This is a genomic window from Herbaspirillum rhizosphaerae (assembly GCF_046025915.1).
GTDB classification, from domain to species: domain Bacteria; phylum Pseudomonadota; class Gammaproteobacteria; order Burkholderiales; family Burkholderiaceae_D; genus Herbaspirillum; species Herbaspirillum rhizosphaerae_A.
On the sequence record NZ_JAQQFR010000003.1, the window covers coordinates 239,338 to 258,837 of the forward strand.

Here is a 19,500-nt window from a genome sequence, read left to right on the forward strand (position 1 = left end):
CAGTCTTTAAATTAAACTTCCGGCAGCGCTTCTTCACGCCATTGCAAACCGTCGCGGCCGATCAGCGCGCTTGCCGCTGCTGGGCCCCAGGTGCCGGCGCTGTAAGGAATCGGATCGCTTTCTTCCTGATCCCAATGTTCGAGGATGGGTTCAACCCATTCCCACGCCGCTTCCAACTCATCGCTGCGCATGAACAGCGTCAGCTGGCCGCGCAACACGTCGAGCAGCAGGCGTTCATAGGCTTCCATGCGCGGCGTCTTGAATTTTTCGCGGAAATCCAGTTCCAGCTCGACCGGCTTCAGACGCATGCCATCGCCGGGGGTCTTGGCCATCAGATTCATGTGCAGGCCTTCGTCCGGTTGCAGGCGAATTACCAGGCAGTTCGGTGTGGCGTTGCTCTGCGCGAAGATCGAATGCGGCACGCTCTTGAAGCGCACCACGATTTCAGCAAGACTGTCGGCCATGCGTTTGCCGGTACGCAGATAGAAAGGCACGCCGGCCCAGCGCCAAGTATCGATTTCTGCTTTGACGGCCACGAAAGTCTCGGTACGCGAATCCGGATTGGCGTCTTCTTCCTTGCGATAGCCGGGCACCGCCACGCCATTGACGTGGCCGGCGCGGTATTGGCCGCGTACGACATTCATCGCCAGCGTAGCTGGCGTGAAGCGTTTGAGGGAGCGCAGGACTTTCAGTTTTTCATCGCGCACGGAGTCGGCCGAGTTGGATACCGGCGGTTCCATCGCGACGATACACAGCAGTTGCAGCAAGTGATTTTGCAACATGTCGCGCAGTGCGCCGGACGTGTCGTAGTAGTCGAAACGACCACCCACGCCAAGTTCTTCAGCGATGGTGATCTGTACATCGGAAATCCATTCACGGCGCCACAGCGGCTCGAACAGCACATTGCCGAAGCGCAGCGCCAGCAGATTTTGCACTGCTTCTTTTCCGAGATAGTGATCGATACGGAAGATCTGCGATTCGCTGAAGTAGCGGCCGACTTGTGCGTTGATGTCCTTAGCGCTTTCCAGATCATGGCCGAGAGGCTTCTCAAGCACCACGCGTGCGTTCGGCGTTGCCAGACCGGCTTGCGACAGGTTGTCGCAGATCATGGAGAACAAGGTCGGCGGCGTCGCCAGATAAAACACGTGTGAGATGGCCGGATCGTTGCGCAGGGCGGCGACCAGATTCTGATAAGTTGCCGGCTCTTTTGCGTTCAGCGACACATACTGGATGCGGCCGCAAAAGCGTTGCCAGACATCGGCATCCATGGTTGCGCTGCTGATATGCGGTTTGGAGTTTTGCTCGACGATTTGCAAAAACTCTTCATTGGTCTTGTTGTCACGCCCAATGCAGACGATGCGTGCACTTGGCACCAGATCGCGTGCACGATCCCGCGCATACAGCGCAGGCAGCAGTTTGCGCATTGCCAGATCACCGGTGCCGCCGAATAAAACCAGGTCAAAATCGGAAATAGCCATAGCAGTCTTCTTGTCTCAGTCAGTTGTTCGGTAAATAATTAGTTGCCGGTCAGTTGCGATTTCCGCTTCAGGACAGGGCTTGCTTGGCCAGCGCGATCAGGGCATTGGTCGAGCAATCGTGGCGCGCCGGCACGGCTTCACCGGACAGCTCGGACTGGATAGTCTTGGCCAATACCTTGCCCAATTCCACGCCCCATTGATCGAAGCTGTTAACGCCCCAGATCGTGCCTTGCACGAAGGTCTTGTGCTCATACAGGGCGATCAGCGCCCCCAGCGTTGCCGGCGTCAATTCTTCGAGTAACAGCGTGTTGCTCGGACGATTGCCGTTGAAGGTTTTGTGTGGCAACAGGAAATTGATTTCGTCCTCGTCGACGCCTTGCTTGCGCAGATCTTCGCGCACTTCTTCCGCTTGTTTGCCGCGCATGAAGGCTTCCGATTGCGCAAAGCAATTGGCCAGCAGCACGGCATGGTGGCCGGGCAGGTCGTGGGTCGGTTTGAGTACGGCGATAAAGTCGATCGGCGTGATGTCGGTGCCCTGATGCAGCAACTGGAAGAAAGCGTGCTGGCCGTTGGTGCCGACATCACCCCAGATGAATGGACAGGTCGCCACGCCGACAGCCGTACCGTCGCGGGTGATGCGCTTGCCGTTGCTCTCCATCTCCAGCTGTTGCAGGTATGCCGGGAAGTGGCGCAGATCGTGATGATACGGTGCAATCGACAGCGATTCGCTGTTGAAGCAATTACGGTTCCAGATGCCGATCAGTGCCTGGATGACCGGCATATTCTGATCCAGCGGCGCTTCGCAGAAATGCTTGTCCATCGCGTGTGCGCCCGCCAGCAAGTCGCTGAAATTCTTGAAGCCGATTGCCAGCGCAATCGACAAACCGATGGACGACCACATCGAGTAGCGCCCGCCGACCCAGTCCCAGAAAGGGAACATGTTCTCAGGATCGATACCGAAAGCGCGCACGGCGTCGGTGTTGGTCGATACCGCGACGAAATGCTTCGCCAGATCGGATTCGCCTGCACGCTGGAGGAACCAGTTGCGCGCCGACGTCGCGTTCATCATGGTTTCCTGCGTGGTGAAAGTTTTGGACGCGACGATGAACAGTGTTGTATCGACGTCAACTTGTTGCAGCACTTCGTCCAGATCGTGACCATCGACGTTGGAGACGAAGTGCATGGTCAGGCGCGGATGGGCAAAAGTGCGCAACGCCGTGCAGGCCATTTGCGGCCCCAGATGCGAGCCGCCGATGCCGATATTGACGATGTCGGTGATCGGTTTGCCGCTGCGGCCCAGCCACTGACCGTCGCGCACGCGCTCGACAAAGCCGTGAATGCGATCCAAAACGGCATGAACGTCCTCGCCGATGTGCTGTCCATCTACTTGCAGGCTTTGGCCGCGCGGTGCGCGCAAAGCCGTGTGCAGTACGGCGCGGTGTTCTGTGAAATTGATCTTGTCGCCGCTGAACATGGCAGCACGCTGCGTTTCTACACCGCGTTCACGCGCCAGCTCAAACAATAACTTGAGCGTAGTATTGTCGACGCGGTTCTTGGAATAATCGAACAGGATGCCGGCGGCCTTCACGGTCATGTGGTCGAAGCGTTTGGTATCGGCGGCGAACAGGTCGCGCATGTGCCGGTCGCGGACATCGGCGTGGTGAGACAAAAGTGCTTGGAAGGCTGCGGTCGCTGTGAGTGCTGTGTGCGGCATGTTCTGCAATCTTGGCTAAAGTGGGGTCGGTCGGGAAGAATCTTTACTATACATGAATTACTACTTTTATGGTAATTTCACTACAATACGATTCGCCACATTCGCGTTTGAAATCGACTTGTAACGCAGCTGTCATAGGTTGGTAAGAAAAATAAGCAATTGGTTTCATTTGTAGTGCACCTCAACAAAACGGGTAAAAGACGGAGTTTTATTTGAAGTTTTGTAGTAAAATTACATTTGTTAACGCTATCAGGAACCCAACATGTCTCTCAACGCTACCTTAGCCAGCGTCACACGACGCATCGCCGAACGTAGTCGGCCTTATCGAACTGCCTATCTGGCGCGCCTCGATGCTGCGCGTCATGAAGGGGTGCAACGCGGTGCACTATCCTGTACCAATCTTGCCCACGGCTTCGCCGCATTCCCTGCCAACGACAAACTGAAACTGAAACAGGATCGTGCGCCTTCGGTGGCGATCGTCTCGTCCTACAACGACATGTTGTCGGCGCATCAACCTTTTGAACGTTTCCCGCAGATCATCAAGGACGCCATTCGCGAAGAGGGCGGTGTAGCGCAATTCGCCGGTGGCGTGCCGGCCATGTGCGACGGTATTACCCAGGGCCAGACAGGCATGGAGTTGTCGCTGTTCTCGCGCGACGCCATTGCCATGGGCACCGCCGTAGCGCTGTCGCACAATATGTTCGACGCGGCACTCTATCTGGGCGTGTGCGACAAGATTGTTCCCGGTCTGCTGATCGGTGCTTTGCACTTCGGCCACATTCCAGCCGTGTTTGTTCCCGCAGGTCCGATGACCAGTGGCATGAGCAACAGCGAAAAGGTCAAAATCCGCCAGCTCTACACCGAAGGCAAGATCGGTCGCGCTGAATTGCTCGAAGCCGAATCCAAGTCCTATCACGATGCCGGCACGTGCACCTTCTACGGCACCGCCAACAGCAACCAGATGTTGATGGAAGCAATGGGCTTGCATCTGCCGGGCGCTGCTTTCATCACGCCAAATACGCCGATGCGCGACGTGTTGACCGCCGCCGCCGCCAAGCAGGCGCTGAAGATCACGGCGCAAGGCCAGCAATACACACCGGTCGGCCGCCTGGTTGATGAGAAATCCATCGTCAATGCCATCGTTGCCTTGCTGGCAACGGGCGGTTCTACCAACCACACCCTGCATCTGGTCGCCATCGCCAAGGCTGCCGGTCTGATCGTTGACTGGGATGATTTCTCCAAGCTGTCGTCGGTGGTTCCGCTGGTCACACGCATTTATCCGAACGGCACTGCTGACGTGAATCACTTCCATGCTGCCGGCGGCACCGGTTTCGTGCTGCGTGAGCTGATTGATGCAGGCTTGATGCACGATGACGTCATGACCATTTTGGGTCAGAGCCTGCGTGCACATTGCACTGAGCCGCTGATGGAAGACGGCAAGGTCACCTGGAAAGCGACGCCGAAGGATAGCGGCGACGACACCGTCCTGCGTACGGCTGCCAACCCATTCTCCGCCGACGGCGGTCTCAAGCTGCTGCAAGGCAATCTGGGCCGCTCGGTCATCAAGGTTTCTGCCGTCAAGCATGAGCATCGTGCCGTACAGGCGCCGGCGATTGTGTTCCACTCGCAGGAAGCTTTCATGAAGGCCTTCAAGGCAGGCGAACTCGACAAGGATTTCGTTGCGGTATTGACCTTCCAGGGGCCGCGTGCCAATGGCATGCCGGAGCTGCACGCCCTGACACCGGCACTGGGTATCCTGCAAGACAAGGGCCGTCACGTCGCCTTGGTAACCGATGGCCGCATGTCGGGTGCATCCGGCAAGGTGCCGGCAGCGATCCACGTGACGCCGGAAGTATTGGCAGGCGGACCGTTGGGTTTTGTGCGTACAGGCGATATGATTCGTCTGGACGCCGAGGCCGGCATCCTGGAAGCACTGGTGTCGGAAGCCGAATGGGCTGCCCGTACATCGGATACCGCCGATCTGGCGGGCAACCAGACCGGCATGGGCCGTGAATTGTTCAGTGTCTTCCGCGCCAATGTGAGTGCGGCAGAAGAGGGCGGGACCAGCTTTGGCTTGCCGCCGGTTTTGGAAAATGAGAAAGCGACAGTATGAATATCCTGGAAATCATGCGTACTTCGGCGGTCATCCCTGTGATCGCCATCGACAAACTGGAACACGCCGTGCCGCTGGCCAAGGCGCTGGTCGCCGGCGGCATCCGTGTGCTGGAAGTGACGCTGCGCACTGAGCATGGTCTGCCTGCAATCCGCGCGATTGCCGAGCAAGTACCGGGTGCCATCGTCGGTGTCGGCACCTTGACCAGCCCGGAAGAATTTGCCGCCTCGCGTGACGCGGGTGCCGTGTTCGGTGTTTCGCCGGGCCTGACAGCGGCGTTGATCGCGGCTGCCAAATCCAGCGGCTTGCCGTTGCTGCCGGGCGTGATGACGCCATCGGAAGTGATGGCTGCGCGCGAAGCCGGTTTCCGTCAATTGAAACTGTTCCCGGCGGTACCTGCAGGCGGTGTTGGCATGCTCAATGCAATCGCCGGTCCGCTGGCGGATGTGACCTTCTGCCCGACCGGTGGCATCTCGCAAGAAACCGCACCACAATTTCTGGCCTGCAAGAACGTCGCCTGCGTCGGCGGTTCGTGGCTGACGCCGAAGGCAGCCATTGAAGCCGGTGATTGGGACAAGATTACGGCACTGGCCAAAGCTGCCAGCGCGCTGCGTTCTTAAACCAGAGCAGGCAAGCGGCACGACTTCTCATCAGAAGCAGTGCCGCAACATCAACATGGAAGCACATGTATCGACTATCCGATGCATGTGCTTTTTTTGTTTTTTGCGGCGTAAAAACACGACAGGCAAACAAACTGTAAGATTTCCAGGAATCGAACGACCAAAAAGCAAGCGGCATTCAGCAAGCTTCGCACCATGTTCATCCAGGCAACCAAGGGAAACACCATGAAAATCCTCAAAACACTCGTCGTCTTTTTACTCCTGCAAGCAGGCGTCGCCAGTACCGTTTTTGCTGCCGGACAGCATTACACACAGGCGCAGTTCGACGCGCTCAACAAGAGCGGCAAGCCGGTCGTCGTGCACGTCCACGCGGACTGGTGTCCGACCTGCCGGGCGCAGGATCCCATCGTCTCCGCGCTGATCAAGGATCCTGCGTTCAAGAACGTCAGTTTCCTTGAAGTCGATTTCGACGCGCAAAAAGATATCGTCAAGGCTTTTAACGTCACGCAGCAAAGCACGCTGATCATCTTCAAGGGCGGTAAGGAAGTGGGGCGTTCCACCGGTGACACCCGCAAGGCATCCATCGACAGCCTGATCAACAAGGCGCTCTGATCGCGAGCTGAAAGCAAGCATCATGGAATTTGGCATCACCTCTTACTTCATTGCTCTGGCGGCAGGCGTACTGTCGACCTTGTCGCCTTGCGTGTTGCCGCTGTTGCCGGTGATTATCGGCTCGGCCGTCCATGAACATCGTTACGGCCCGTTTGCCGTCGCGGTGGGCATGTCGGCTTCGTTCGCCATCATCGGTACCGTGCTGGCGAGCGCCGGTGCACGTCTTGGTGTGGGGCAGGGCGACTTTCAACTGGTGGCTGCGATCGTCCTGATCGTGATCGGCGTCGTGCTGTTGTCAAAGAAATTGCAAGAGCGCTTCGCCGTTGCCACTTCAGGTGCAAGCGGTGCCGGCAGCAAGATATTGTCGGCGCTGAATATCGGTGGATTGCGCGGTCAGTTTTTGGTGGGTTTGCTGCTCGGACTGATCTGGAGTCCTTGTGTCGGCCCGACGCTGGGCGCGGCGATTACGCTCGCCAGTCAGGGACGCGACTTGCCGCAGATCGTCGCGATGATGGCGGTGTTCGGGTTGGGCGCGGGTTTGCCGATCGCCTTGCTGGGTATGCTGTCACGTCAGGCGATGCTAAAGATGCGTGGCCGGCTGCAAGGCGCCGGTTCATGGGGGAAGGCTGCGCTGGGCGTGTTGTTCATCGCCATCGGCCTACTCATCCTGACGGGATGGGACAAGTCGGTGGAAGTTTTTCTGCTCGATCATTCGCCCGACTGGCTCACGACGCTGACGACATCGCTGTAGTGTGTTCTTCCTGATTGAGCGGCGATAGCGTCGCCGCTCAACAGCATGCTCAGGCAGTCGAAACTGCTGCACTCTTTTTCTTGTACGCGATGATCAACAGCACAATCCCCAGAACGATCATCGGCACTGACAGCATCTGCCCGGCCGAGATGGTGATGCCGCCGAAGCTGACGTTGTAATCCGGCGTGCGGAAATATTCGGTGAAGAAGCGAGCGCAACCGTACAGCATCGAGAACATGCCGGCCACCGCCATGCGCGGACGCGGCTTGCGGGAAAAGAACCACAGGATGATGAACAGCAGGATGCCGTCCACTAGCATCTGATAAATCGGCGAAGGATGGCGCGGCAGGTTGTCGACGTTAGGCCAGATCATTGCCCACGGCAGCGACGGATCGGCGACGCGGCCCGGCAGTTCGGCATTGATGAAGTTGCCGAGACGGCCGGCGGCATAACCGAGCGGCACCATCGGTGCAATGAAATCCATGATGTCCATCAGATGACGACCGCGCTTGCGGCCCCAGATGTACATCGCAATCATCACGCCGAGAAAGCCGCCATGAAAGGACATGCCGCCTTTCCACACCGCGATGATGTCGGCCGGATTGGCGAAGTAATAACTCGGGTTGTAGAACAGCACTTCGCCCAGACGACCGCCGATCACCACCCCCAGCACACCATAGAACAGCATGTCGTCGAGGTCTTCTTTCTTCCAGCCGACGGCGGCGATGTGGGGTTGCTTGATGCGCAGGCGGCCCAGCGCGATGAACTGGGCGAACGCCAGCAAATACATCAGGCCGTACCAGTGCACCTGCAGCGGGCCGACGGAAAAGGCGATCGGGTTGGGCATCGGGTGAATCAGCATGAGAACTCTTTCAGAACGAATGTTAGGGGCTGCAGCAACTACGGTAGCGTCACGTTGGCGGTGTCGCCACCATGTCGAGAAACGCGCGCAACACCGGCGAAGCGCTGTCGCGCCGCCAGGCCAGGCCGGTTTCAATCAACGGTACCTTGCCGGTCAGCGGGCGATAATCGACGCCGGGACGCTGCAAGTTAGACACGGATTGTGGCACAAGTGCCATACCCATGCCAGCCGACACCAGGCCGACGATAGTTTGCATCTGAATCGCTTCTTGCCCGATGTCCGGCGTCACGCCAGCGTCGCGGAAGCAGCTCAGGATGGTGTCATGGAACGCGGGAGAAATCCGGCGCGGGAAGATGATCAGCGGTAGTTCCCGAATGCTTCTGAGCGCAATCGCATTCTTGCCGCGCACCACGCCGCTCGGAATCGCCGCCACCAGCGGCTCGGACAGCAGCGGCAGATAATCGAGCGCGCTCTGCGCTTTGTCCGGCAGGGGCGGTAACAGAAGCCCGGCGTCGATCTTGCCTTGCATCAGATCTTCCAGCTGGACGTCGGTGGTCGCTTCCCGCAGGTCGATCTGAACTTGCGGATAGCGCGCCCGGAATTGTTGTAGCAGTGGCGGCAGAATACTGTAATCCGCAGTGGAAATGAACGATAGTGATAGCAGACCTGAGGCACCGCTGGCTGCGCGCCTTGCCAGATCCGGCAGCGCGCTGGCTTGTTGCAGAAGGCGCTGCGCTTCCGGCAGCAAGGCCATCCCGGCCGGCGTCAGCGCCACGCTGCGTTTGGTGCGTGCAAACAGTGGCGTGCCCAGCATTTCTTCCAGTGCCTGTATGGTTTGCGACAACGGCGGCTGGGTCATGTGCAAGCGTATGGCGGCACGGCCAAAGTGTTTTTCTTCGGCAACGGCAACGAAGTAGCGCAACTGGCGCAACTCCAATCTGGAATCTGCACTCATATGTAATCCGTCTTAATCGATGACGAATCATATATTTGACAGAAGGCATTGCGCAAGGCAATCTATCCCGCAGCCAGAACCGCGTCCACGCAGTCGATGGACAGGTTCACGCCAGCTTTGTTTCTGGTGTGGACCGCATGGGATTCCATGAATTAACCAGGAGACAAGCATGCCATTCAATCGCCGCTCAAAGAACATTACGCAAGGCGTTTCGCGTAGTCCGAACCGCTCGATGTATTACGCATTGGGCTATGAAAAGGAAGACTTCGACAAGCCGATGATCGGCATTGCCAACGGTCATTCCACCATCACGCCGTGCAACTCGGGTCTGCAAAAGCTGGCTGACGTGGCGATTTCAGCCATCAAACAGGCTGGCGCCAACCCGCAGGTATTCGGCACGCCGACCATCTCCGACGGGATGTCGATGGGTACGGAAGGCATGAAGTACTCGTTGATTTCACGCGAAGTCATTGCCGACTGTATCGAAACCGCGGTCAACGGCCAATGGATGGACGGCGTCGTCGTCATCGGCGGCTGCGACAAGAATATGCCGGGCGGCATGATCGCGCTGGCGCGCACCAACGTGCCGGGCATTTATGTCTACGGCGGCACCATCAAGCCGGGCAACTGGAAGGGCAAGGATCTCACCATCGTCTCGGCCTTCGAAGCCGTTGGCGAGTTCTCTGCCGGACGCATGTCGCAGGAAGACTTCGACGGCATCGAGCGCAATGCCTGTCCATCGTCGGGTTCCTGCGGCGGGATGTACACCGCCAACACCATGTCGTCGGCGTTTGAGGCGCTGGGCATGGGCCTGTTCTACTCCTCAACCATGGCCAATCCTGATGACGAAAAAACCGGTTCCGCAGCCGAGTCGGCCCGCGTGCTAGTAGAAGCCGTCAAAAAGGACATCAAGCCGCGCGACATCATCACCCGCAAGTCGATCGAAAATGCCGTCTCGCTGATCATGGCGACGGGCGGTTCCACCAACGCCGTATTGCACTTCCTGGCGATTGCCCACGCAGCGGAAGTGGAATGGACTATCGACGACTTCGAGCGCATCCGTCAAAAAGTACCGGTCATCTGCGACCTCAAGCCATCCGGTAAATATGTGGCTACCGACCTGCACAAGGCCGGCGGCATTCCTGCTGTGCTGAAGGTACTGCATCAAGCCGGCATGCTGCATGGCGATTGCCTGACCATCACCGGCAAGACCATCGCTGAAGAACTGGAAAACATCCCCGACCTGCGCGCTGATCAGGACGTCATTCGTCCTATCGACAAGGCGCTGTACAAGCAGGGCCATCTGGCCATCCTCAAGGGCAATCTGGCCCCGGAAGGCTGCGTCGCCAAGATCACCGGCCTCAAGAATCCGGTCATCACCGGACCGGCGCGCGTGTTCGAAGACGAATACACCGCCATGGATGCGATACTCGCCGACAAGATCAAGCCGGGCGACGTCCTCGTGATGCGTTATCTGGGCCCGAAAGGCGGACCCGGCATGCCGGAAATGCTGGCGCCGACTTCGGCGCTGATCGGCAAAGGCCTGGGTGAATCCGTCGGCCTGATCACCGACGGTCGTTTCTCGGGCGGCACCTGGGGCATGGTGGTTGGTCACGTCGCGCCGGAAGCTTTCGTCGGCGGCGTCATCGCTCTGGTGGAAGAGGGCGATTCGGTCACCATCGATGCTCGTCAATTGCTGATCCAGCTCAACGTCGACGATGCAGAAATCGCACGCCGCCGCGCCAACTGGAAGCAGCCTGCGCCGCGTTATACCCGCGGCGTGCTGGCCAAATATGCCGCGCTGGCATCGACGGCTAGCAAGGGAGCTGTCACAGGTTGATCGGTGTATTCATCCGTCGCCTGACAGTAATGAAAAAGCCGGAGTGATCCGGCTTTTTTATGGCATGCATCGTCGTAAATAATATCGTAAATGCATCTCACTTTTATCTCTGCAATGCCTGTGCGGAAACATGATGTTTATATGCGCCAGCGCATACAAGCGACCTCGCAAAGAGTTGTAGAATACGCAGAACTTCTTGGAGGGTAACAATGAAACAGTATTTATTCTTCGCCTCGGCTGCGTTGGCATTCGGCGCATTTGGCTTTTCTGCCCAGGCTTTCGCGCAGGCAGCGCCAGCTGATCTGGCCAAGTCAAAAAATTGCATGGCCTGTCACTCGGTCCAGACCAAGATCGTCGGTCCGGCATTCAAGGATGTGGCAACAAAGTACAAAGGCCAGAAAGACGCCGAAGACAAGCTGACGCAAAAAGTGCTGAAGGGCGGTTCCGGAGTCTGGGGTGCTATCCCGATGCCGGCCAACGCGCAGGTTTCCGAAGCGGAAGCCCGTACGCTGGTGAAGTGGGTGCTGACGCAGAAGTAATCGTACGAAAGCACCTTGCCGCACAATTGAAAAAGCGCTCATTGAGCGCTTTTTTGTTGCCTGCGTTCTTTCGGCCAATAAAAAACGCGCCTGACTTTCATCAGGCGCGTTCTTCATGGTGAAGCGGAAGCTTACTTGACCACGGCCAGCAGGGTACGTTCACCCTTCTTGTATGTGTACAGAGTCAGCGAACCGTTCTTGATATCGCCATGGGAGTCAAAGGCGATAGTGCCTGTTACACCCTTGTGGCTGATCTTTGCCAGTTCAGGCAGGTACTTGGCTGGTTCAGCCGAGTTTGCCTTCTTCATTGCGTCAGCAACAGTCATTGTCGCGTCATAAGCGTAAGCAGCGTTATAGACGACGTCGATGCCGAATTTCTTCTTGTAAGCTGCGCGGAAGTCGTCCATGCCCTTCTTGCCGGACTCATCCACACCGCCTGCTTCAGCGCAAACGACTTGATCATCGATCAGGCCATCGCCGGCCAGACCTGGCAGGGAGCCGGTGCAGATACCGTCGCCGCCCATGAACTTGGCATTGATGCCCAGTTGTTTCATCTGACGCAGCATTGGACCGCCGACAGCATCCATACCGCCGAAGAACACGACTTCAGGCTTCTTGGCCTTGATCGAAGTCAGGATCGCGTTGAAGTCGGTTGCCTTGTCGTTGGTGAATTGCTTGCCGACGATCGTTGCACCTGCACCTTGTGCGCCCTTGGCGAATTCTTCAGCAACGCCTTGGCCGTATGCAGTACGGTCATCGATCACGGCGACGCTCTTGGACTTCAGTGCTGTCACAGCGTATTTGCCCAGCACGGCGCCCAGTTGCGCATCGTTGGCGACAACGCGGAATGCTGTCTTGAAGCCTTGTTGTGTGTACTTGGGATTGGTAGCCGATGGCGACACTTGTGGAATGCCTGCATCGTTATAAATCTTGGAAGCAGGGATGGTGGTGCCGGAATTCAAGTGACCGATAACGGCTGCGACCTTTTGGTCGACCAGCTTGGTTGCGACGGCAGTCGCTTGCTTCGGATCGGAAGCATCGTCTTCACCAACCAGTTCGAATTTGACTTTTTTGCCGCCGATCATGAAACCCTTGGCGTTCAGTTCGTCGATCGCCATACGGGCGCCGTTTTCATTGTCCTTGCCCATGTGAGCGTTAGGACCGGAGAGAGGGCCGACGTGAGCGATCTTGATGACTTCTTGCGAATAAGCGGAGCCAGCGAAAGCCAATGCGATTGCGCCAGTAATAATTGTGCTCTTGAGTTTCATAAATTCCCTCTGTAGATTGAAATAGACTACGCTTGCTATGACACTGATTTGCGACTGGTGAAAGCCGAGTCGATGCGCATCTTTTGGGTTCTCCTCCGAAGCGACCGGTCTCCCGATTTTGCAACAGCCCATTTTTGCTTATTCAGAGACGTTGTGTAGAGATGTTTTATAAGCACGTTTCACAGACTATAAAACACACGGTACTATTCAACGTCGTTTTCCGAATAATGCAGACGGTACAACATAAGAAACAGCTTGCAAAGGCTTTTTGAGTGCCTGATTGAAAAAAATTGAACTTTCGTTTTTATGCCCAAATACCATACGCTCGATAAGGTCGACCGCAAGCTCCTGAACTTGCTGCAGAAAGACAATCAGATTCCGACCCGTATCCTGGCGGAGAAATTGCACATCTCGCAACCGACCTGTCTGCGCCGTATTCGCGAGCTGCGCGAAGCCGGCATCATCAACGCCGAAGTGGCGATGGTCGACCCCTTTGCGCTTGGCTACGGCATGCTGGCTTTCCTTGAAATCTCGCTCAACAATCAATCCGACGAGCACATGCAGGAGTTCGAGCAGCGCATGGCGAAAGAGGCCGAGGTGATGCAGTGCTATTTCGTATCGGGTGAATATGACTATTTTCTGGCGGTGCATGTGATCGATATGGATGCGTACTATCAGTTTGTGCGTCGTGTCATTTCCGGCTCCGGCAATGTCCGCCACTTCCAGTCGCGTTTTCCGATGAAGCGCGCAAAATTCGCCACACGGATCACGTTCGACGAAAAGGCTGCTGAAATTCAGGTGCGTGTGCCGGAGTAGGGCAAAGCAACAAGAAGGCTTATTAGCACTTTCTGTGCCTGCCCTTGTATTCAGATCGGATCCAATGATCCGAATTGCGCTTTCCCTCGCCGGAGCTGCTTATCTCCGCGCATCTCCGCATATTTTTCCTGCGTCCGCATCGAGATAAAATTTGCAGACGCCATGTCGTCTGTGCTAACTTTGCGCCTGCCAGCGACGATACGGTGCAGCAATTCAGCAGATGCACCAAATCCAATCGTCGTAGCCTATCGGCTGCAGCTAGTCTTTCAGTACGCTGAAGATAAGTTGACCGAGCCGAACTAAGCTGAATCTGCAGAAACAAGCTGACACCGGCCAAAACATCGCCACCGTCGGCTAACCAACGAAGCAAACTCAATCGGGCAATCAGCCAATCAATTGGTCGGCCCGGCAAGAGGGCTCATCCATTCCTCGTATCGACGTATTGCCGCAGAGAGGGCAAACATCGTGCGTCCAATCCGAAAACTGGTCCGGCAATTGCCGCAAGCCAGTCATACATCGTCAACCAAGCCGCCAGTCGGCCTGCCTTAAAGGGGAATACAACGCATGCATGCTGTTGAACTGTTTATCCAGGACCTTGCCGTGATCATGCTGATCGCTGGTGTCGTCACCGTCGTGTTCAACCGCTTCAAGCAACCGGTGGTGCTCGGCTATATTGTGGCCGGCGTCATCATCGGCCCGCACACGCCGCCATTCAATCTGATCCAGGACGACAAGACCGTCCACATCCTGTCCGAGCTGGGTGTGATCTTCCTGCTGTTTTCGCTGGGGCTGGAGTTCAGTCTCAAGAAGCTCGCTAAAGTTGGCGCGACAGCCGTCGTCGCAGCCGTTGCCGAGATCATGCTGATGATCTGGATCGGTTACGAGATCGGTATCTATTTCGGCTGGAAGACCATGGACGCGGTTTTCCTTGGCGCTATGTTGGCCGTATCGTCGACCACCATCATCGTCAAGGCGCTCAATGAGCTGGGCATGAAGAACGAGAAGTTCGCCCAGATCATCTTCGGTATCCTGATCGTCGAAGACATCCTCGCCATCGGCATGATTGCCTTGTTGTCCGGTATTGCTACCAGCGGCTCGGTCGATTCCGGCGAAGTGGTCAATACCGTCGGTAAGCTGCTGCTGTTCATGATCGTGTCGCTGGTGGTCGGCATCCTGGTCGTTCCGCGCCTGCTCAATTACGTCGCGCGCTTCAAGAGCAATGAGATGCTGCTGGTCACCGTGCTGGGCATCCTGTTCGGCTTCTGCCTGCTGGTGATGAAGCTGCAATACAGCGTTGCGCTGGGTGCCTTCCTGGTCGGTGCAATCATGGCGGAATCGCGCCAGATCCATCGGATCGAACGCCTGATTGAATCGATCCGTGACATGTTCAGCGCCATCTTCTTCGTCGCCATCGGCTTGTTGTTTGATCCAAACGTGTTGGCGCAATACTGGCTGCCTATTCTGGTAATCACGCTGGCGGTGGTGTTCGGCAAACTGTTCAGCTGCGGCATCGGTACTTTCCTGGCCGGTCACGGTGGCCGTACGCCGATGCGTGTGGGCATGGGGCTGGCGCAGATCGGCGAGTTCTCTTTCATCATTGCCGCGCTCGGCGTGAGCCTGAAGGTGACCAGCGATTTCCTCTATCCGATCGTGGTGGCGGTGTCGGCGGTGACCGCGTTGCTGACACCGTATCTGATCAAGGCGGCGGATCCCTTGTCGAGCAAAGCCGTCTCGCTGGTGCCGAAAAAAATCTCCGGCATCCTCGGCATGTATTCCGGCTGGCTGGAAAGCCTGCAGCCGCAAGGCGAACGGGCAGAAATCAGCAAAATCATCCGGCGCATTCTGTTGCAGGTGCTGGTGAACATCGCGCTGGTGGTGGCAATTTTCCTGGCCGGCGCGTTTTTCGTGGACGGCATCAGCCGTTGGCTGTCGGCCTGGATCAGTGACCGGCAAATCCACAAAGCCGTGATCTGGGGCGGTGCTCTGGTATTATCGCTGCCTTTCCTGATCGCGACTTACCGCAAACTGCAGGCGCTGGCGATGCTGTTGGCCGAGGTCGGCGTCAAGCCGGAATTCGCCGGTTCGTACACCACGGGTGCGCGGCGCGTGATTGCCGAAGTGATACCGGTCATGTCGATTGTCGGTATCATGTTGCTGATCTTTGTCCTGAGCGCCAGCATCTTGCCGCCGCTCAACCTGCTGGCCTTCGTGCTGCTGGGTGCTGCGGGGTTGCTGTGGTTGTTGTGGAGCAAGCTGGTCAAGTTGCATTCCCGACTACAGATTGCCCTGTTCGAGACGCTGGACGAAAAGCCCGAGGACTCGCATTAATTTCGCACAAGATTCTCACTAAGCTTCATCCCGATTCGCTTTAACTTTTTTCTTACTCTGTCATGACTCAAGACGAACTCAAACAAGCTGTAGCACGTGCTGCCATCGAATACGTGGTTGACGGTGAAATCATCGGCGTCGGCACCGGTTCGACCGCCAATTTTTTCATCGATGAACTTGCCAAGATTAAGGATCGCATCAAGGGCGCGGTGGCTTCTTCGGAAGCGACGGCAGAGCGCCTGCGCGGTCACGGCATCAAGGTCTTCGACCTCAATGACGTGGAAACCATGCCGGTCTATATCGACGGTGCCGACGAGATCAACGCCGCAGGCGCGATGATCAAGGGCGGCGGTGCAGCGCTGACACGCGAGAAGATCGTGGCGTCGGTGGCGCAGAAGTTTGTGTGTATCGCCGACGGTTCCAAGCTGGTGGACGTGTTGGGCAAGTTCCCGCTGCCGGTGGAAGTGATTCCGATGGCGAGCAGCGTGGCGGCACGCAAGTTGTCGGCGCTGGGTTGTGAGGCCAAGCTGCGGATGAAGGATGGCAAACCATTGGTGACGGATAACGGTTGCTATATTCTGGACGCGGTGGGTTTGAGCATCACCGAGCCGGCGGAGATTGAGGCGGCAATCAATAATATCGTTGGTGTTGTGACGGTTGGCTTGTTTGCGCGTCAGGGAGCGAATGTTTGTTTGCTGGGGATGCCGGAAGGTGTCAAGAAGCTGGAGTTCTGAGAACTCTGGTTTTCTTTGTCGATGAAAAAAGCCGCCTTGTTGTCATTGGGCGGCTTTTTTTATGGCTGATGAGATTGCTTGAATCTTAAGGCTGCTTCGCCTTGCTCTCATCTCGCGCAATCACGACACTCATTTTGTCGAGCGTGAGACGCTTGCGAACCACATCGTTGATCTGATCCAGCGTCAGCGCGGCAATGCGCTGATCCAGTTGCGCTGCCCAGGCATAGGTGCGATCCAGATCAAGCAGATTGACCCAGCCATTGCTGATGGTGTCGTCTTGCGCGCGAGCCTGTTCGCGTTGCTGGCGGATGCCGGATTTGGCGCGGTCGAGTTCTTCTTGTGTGAAGCCGTCTTTGAGCATGCGCTGCAATTCTTCGCGGATGGCGGCGTCGACCTTGTCCAGATTCTGCGGGGCGGCGATGGCGCCAATGCCGATTTGCGCCGCGTTGCTAATGGCGCTGACCGACAGGAAGGAGCTGACGCTGTACGACAGGCCGTCACGCTGGCGCACACGGTCGGCCAAGCGTGATTTGAGGCTGGCGCCGCCGATCAGGTAGTTGGCGACAACCAGTGCCGGGTAGTCGGGATCTTCGTCGCGCATGTCGAGATTGAGGCGGGCGATGAGCGTGCCGTTTTCCTTGTCCGGGGTATTGATCATCAGGCGTGCAGGCGCGATGTCGGCGTAGTCTTGCAAGACGCGTTGATAGGGCGCCGCGCTGGTCCAGTTCGACAGGTTTTGCTGAATGGTGCGCGCCGCAGCGTCTGAGTCAAAGTCGCCGACGATGGCGATTTCACCGTTGGATGCGCCGTAAAAATTACGGTGGAATGCCTTGACGTCGTCGAGCGACACCGCCTGCACTTCGGCGATACGAAGATCCAGCGAGCGTGCTGCGCGCCAGTCGCCGGCGGGGTAGTGATCGAAGTGCTTGGCCAGCGCTTCTTGTGCGCGCGAGGTCGGATCGTTGCGCGAGGATTCCAGGCTGACCAGGGTTTGCTTGCGCAGTTGTTCGAACTCGGCGGCGTCGAAGCGAGGATGTTGCAGCACGTCGGCCATCAGGCGCAGGGCGGCGTCGAGATTGCCGCGCGTGGTCTGGAAGTTGTAGACGCCGCCGCTGATCTTCAGCCGGGCGAATTCATCGGCCAGTTGTTCGCGCGTCATCGATTGGCTGCCGCGTCCCAGCATTTCACCGGTCATGCCGGCGACGGTCCGCTTGCCGAACAGGCTTTGGGTATCGCCCCAGTCCAGCTTCATGCTGACCGAGACAGTCTGACCGCGCGTCTTCTTCGGCAGCAATGCGACCTTCAGCCCGCCGATACGGATATGCTGGGTACGCAGATCCAGATTAGCCGGCGAGGAGTCAAAGGCTTCGCCGGTGGCGATGGCGGCGCGCGGCTGGTAGTTTTTCAGCGCGCTGTCGATGCTTGGTGCTGCCGGGATGTCGCTGCGTTGCGGCTGGTCTTCAGGAACGAACAGGCCGACAGTGCGGTTGTCGCGGCGGAAATAACTCGCCGCTGCCGTCGCAACTTGTTGTGGTGTCATTGCCGCAACCTGATCGCGGCCGGCAAACAGCAAGCGCCAGTCGCCCAGCGCCAGGACGTTGGACAGGGCGATACCGATGCGCTGGTGATCGCTCAGCAGCTTTTCGTAGGCGTTGGCATTGCTGACGCGCACGCGCGCCATTTCGGCTTCCGTCGGCGGCGTTGTCGCAAAGGATTCGATGGCGTCCGTCAATGCCTGACGCACCGGCTCCAGCGGTTCGCCTTTCTTGACTACAGCGCCGATGATCTGCAATCCCGGGGCATAGCCACCCAGTTGAAATTGCATGATCGCGCTGGCCTTGCCAGTCTCCACCAGCAGCTTGTGCAGGCGACCGTTCGGCGTGTCAGCCAGGATATCCGCTGCAACGCCGATGGCGTCCGAGTCGATATGCAGGCCTGCCGGAATCTTGTAGCCGACATAGACCAGCTGCACGTCACCGCTGCGGCGAATGGTGAACTGGCGCTCGCCGTCCTGCGTCGGTTCCACCGTCCAGAAATCCGGCAGGGCACGCGTTGGTTTCGCCATCTTGCCGAAACTCTGATTGACCCATTCCAATACCTTGGTCGGATCGAACTTGCCTGCGATCAGCAGTACCGCATTGTCGGGTTGATAGTAGGTGCGGTAGAAGGCTTGCAGGTTCTCGATCTTGACGTGCTCGATGTCGCTGCGGTTGCCGATGGTGGCGTTGCCGTAGTTGTGCCAGTCGAAGGCGACGCTTTGCATGCGCTTGACCATGACCGAGCTGGGTGAGTTTTCGCCGCTTTCAAACTCATTGCGTACGACGGTCATCTCGCTGTCCAGATCCTTGCGCGCGATGAACGAGTTCAGCATGCGATCGGCTTCCATGGTGATGGCCCATTGCAGGTTCTCGTCGCCGGCAGGGAAGAATTCGTAATAGTTGGTGCGATCCAGTGAGGTGGTGCCGTTGAAGTTCATGCCGCGCTTGCTGAACTCTTGCGGGATCGCGCTGTGCTTGGGTGTGCCCTTGAACATCAGGTGTTCCAGCAGATGTGCCATACCGGTTTCGCCGTAGTTTTCCTGGCGCGAGCCGACCAGATACGTCATGTTGACGGTCACCGTCGGTTTGCTGGCATCAGGCATGAGCAACAGCTTGAAGCCATTGCTGAAGCGATATTCGCTGATACCCTCGGCGGATGGCCCTTGCGTGACGCCGGAAGGAAGCGCTGCAGGTGCTTGGGCAGCGGCGGCAGCAGCAAAAGTCAGTAGCAGCGGAAGGGTGTAACGAGCAATGCGGCGGGAAAAAGAAGCGGGACGGAGCAGAGGCATGTTTTCCTGAATGAATGATCAAGGGACACAAAAAGAGGACGCA

The 19,500-nt window shown here is 57.5% G+C and carries 15 protein-coding genes; 9 read left to right on the forward strand and 6 right to left on the reverse strand.

The features are described from left to right. Positions 1–11: 11 nt before the first annotated feature. Positions 12–1,478, reverse strand: a complete 1,467-nt coding sequence (gene zwf / locus PQR63_RS06060; RefSeq protein WP_408166493.1) for a glucose-6-phosphate dehydrogenase — start codon at positions 1,476–1,478, stop codon at positions 12–14. Between the two features lie 67 nt (positions 1,479–1,545). After that, positions 1,546–3,192, reverse strand: a complete 1,647-nt coding sequence (gene pgi / locus PQR63_RS06065) for a glucose-6-phosphate isomerase (RefSeq protein ID WP_408166495.1) — start codon at positions 3,190–3,192, stop codon at positions 1,546–1,548. A 262-nt stretch (positions 3,193–3,454) separates the two neighbouring features. Here pgi and edd point away from each other — a divergent pair, with 262 nt between their 5' ends. From edd to PQR63_RS06085, 4 genes are all read left to right on the forward strand, one after another. Next, positions 3,455–5,305, forward strand: a complete 1,851-nt coding sequence (gene edd, locus PQR63_RS06070; RefSeq protein ID WP_408166497.1) for a phosphogluconate dehydratase — start codon at positions 3,455–3,457, stop codon at positions 5,303–5,305. Continuing rightward, positions 5,302–5,925, forward strand: coding sequence for a bifunctional 4-hydroxy-2-oxoglutarate aldolase/2-dehydro-3-deoxy-phosphogluconate aldolase (locus PQR63_RS06075; protein ID WP_408166498.1), 624 nt, complete (start codon positions 5,302–5,304; stop codon positions 5,923–5,925). Before edd ends, PQR63_RS06075 begins: the two co-directional genes overlap by 4 nt. Before the next feature lie 225 nt (positions 5,926–6,150). Continuing rightward, on the forward strand, positions 6,151–6,537 hold the full coding sequence (locus tag PQR63_RS06080; RefSeq protein WP_408166500.1) for a thioredoxin family protein: 387 nt from the start codon (positions 6,151–6,153) through the stop codon (positions 6,535–6,537). Between the two features lie 22 nt (positions 6,538–6,559). Continuing rightward, entirely contained in the window at positions 6,560–7,288 is a 729-nt protein-coding gene (locus PQR63_RS06085; RefSeq protein ID WP_408166502.1) for a cytochrome c biogenesis CcdA family protein, read from the forward strand. Between the two features lie 49 nt (positions 7,289–7,337). Here PQR63_RS06085 and lgt read toward each other — a convergent pair whose 3' ends face one another. After that, a complete protein-coding gene (gene lgt / locus PQR63_RS06090; RefSeq protein WP_408166504.1) occupies positions 7,338–8,150 on the reverse strand; it encodes a prolipoprotein diacylglyceryl transferase in 813 nt (270 codons plus the stop codon). A 49-nt stretch (positions 8,151–8,199) separates the two neighbouring features. Continuing rightward, positions 8,200–9,105 carry a LysR family transcriptional regulator gene (locus PQR63_RS06095; protein WP_408166506.1) on the reverse strand — a complete coding sequence of 302 codons (906 nt, stop codon included), beginning with the start codon at positions 9,103–9,105 and terminating at the stop codon, positions 8,200–8,202. Positions 9,106–9,274: 169 nt separating this feature from the next. Here PQR63_RS06095 and ilvD point away from each other — a divergent pair, with 169 nt between their 5' ends. Next, positions 9,275–10,945, forward strand: coding sequence for a dihydroxy-acid dehydratase (gene ilvD, locus PQR63_RS06100; protein ID WP_408166508.1), 1,671 nt, complete (start codon positions 9,275–9,277; stop codon positions 10,943–10,945). Between the two features lie 209 nt (positions 10,946–11,154). Then, positions 11,155–11,484, forward strand: coding sequence for a c-type cytochrome (locus PQR63_RS06105; RefSeq protein ID WP_408166510.1), 330 nt, complete (start codon positions 11,155–11,157; stop codon positions 11,482–11,484). A 131-nt stretch (positions 11,485–11,615) separates the two neighbouring features. Here the strand turns inward: PQR63_RS06105 and PQR63_RS06110 are convergent, their stop codons facing one another. After that, positions 11,616–12,752 (reverse strand): branched-chain amino acid ABC transporter substrate-binding protein, encoded by a 1,137-nt coding sequence (locus PQR63_RS06110; protein ID WP_408166512.1) that lies wholly within the window; start codon positions 12,750–12,752, stop codon positions 11,616–11,618. A gap of 306 nt (positions 12,753–13,058) precedes the next feature. On the opposite strand from PQR63_RS06110, the gene PQR63_RS06115 reads away from it, so the two are divergent. From PQR63_RS06115 to rpiA, 3 genes are all read left to right on the forward strand, one after another. Further along, positions 13,059–13,568, forward strand: a complete 510-nt coding sequence (locus tag PQR63_RS06115) for an Lrp/AsnC family transcriptional regulator (protein WP_007876291.1) — start codon at positions 13,059–13,061, stop codon at positions 13,566–13,568. Between the two features lie 564 nt (positions 13,569–14,132). Beyond that, positions 14,133–15,896 (forward strand): cation:proton antiporter, encoded by a 1,764-nt coding sequence (locus tag PQR63_RS06120; protein WP_408166514.1) that lies wholly within the window; start codon positions 14,133–14,135, stop codon positions 15,894–15,896. A 62-nt stretch (positions 15,897–15,958) separates the two neighbouring features. Continuing rightward, positions 15,959–16,630, forward strand: a complete 672-nt coding sequence (gene rpiA, locus PQR63_RS06125; protein ID WP_408166516.1) for a ribose-5-phosphate isomerase RpiA — start codon at positions 15,959–15,961, stop codon at positions 16,628–16,630. An 85-nt stretch (positions 16,631–16,715) separates the two neighbouring features. On the opposite strand, the gene PQR63_RS06130 is transcribed toward rpiA, so the two are convergent. Further along, positions 16,716–19,457, reverse strand: coding sequence for a M16 family metallopeptidase (locus PQR63_RS06130; RefSeq protein ID WP_408166518.1), 2,742 nt, complete (start codon positions 19,455–19,457; stop codon positions 16,716–16,718). Positions 19,458–19,500: the final 43 nt, after the last annotated feature.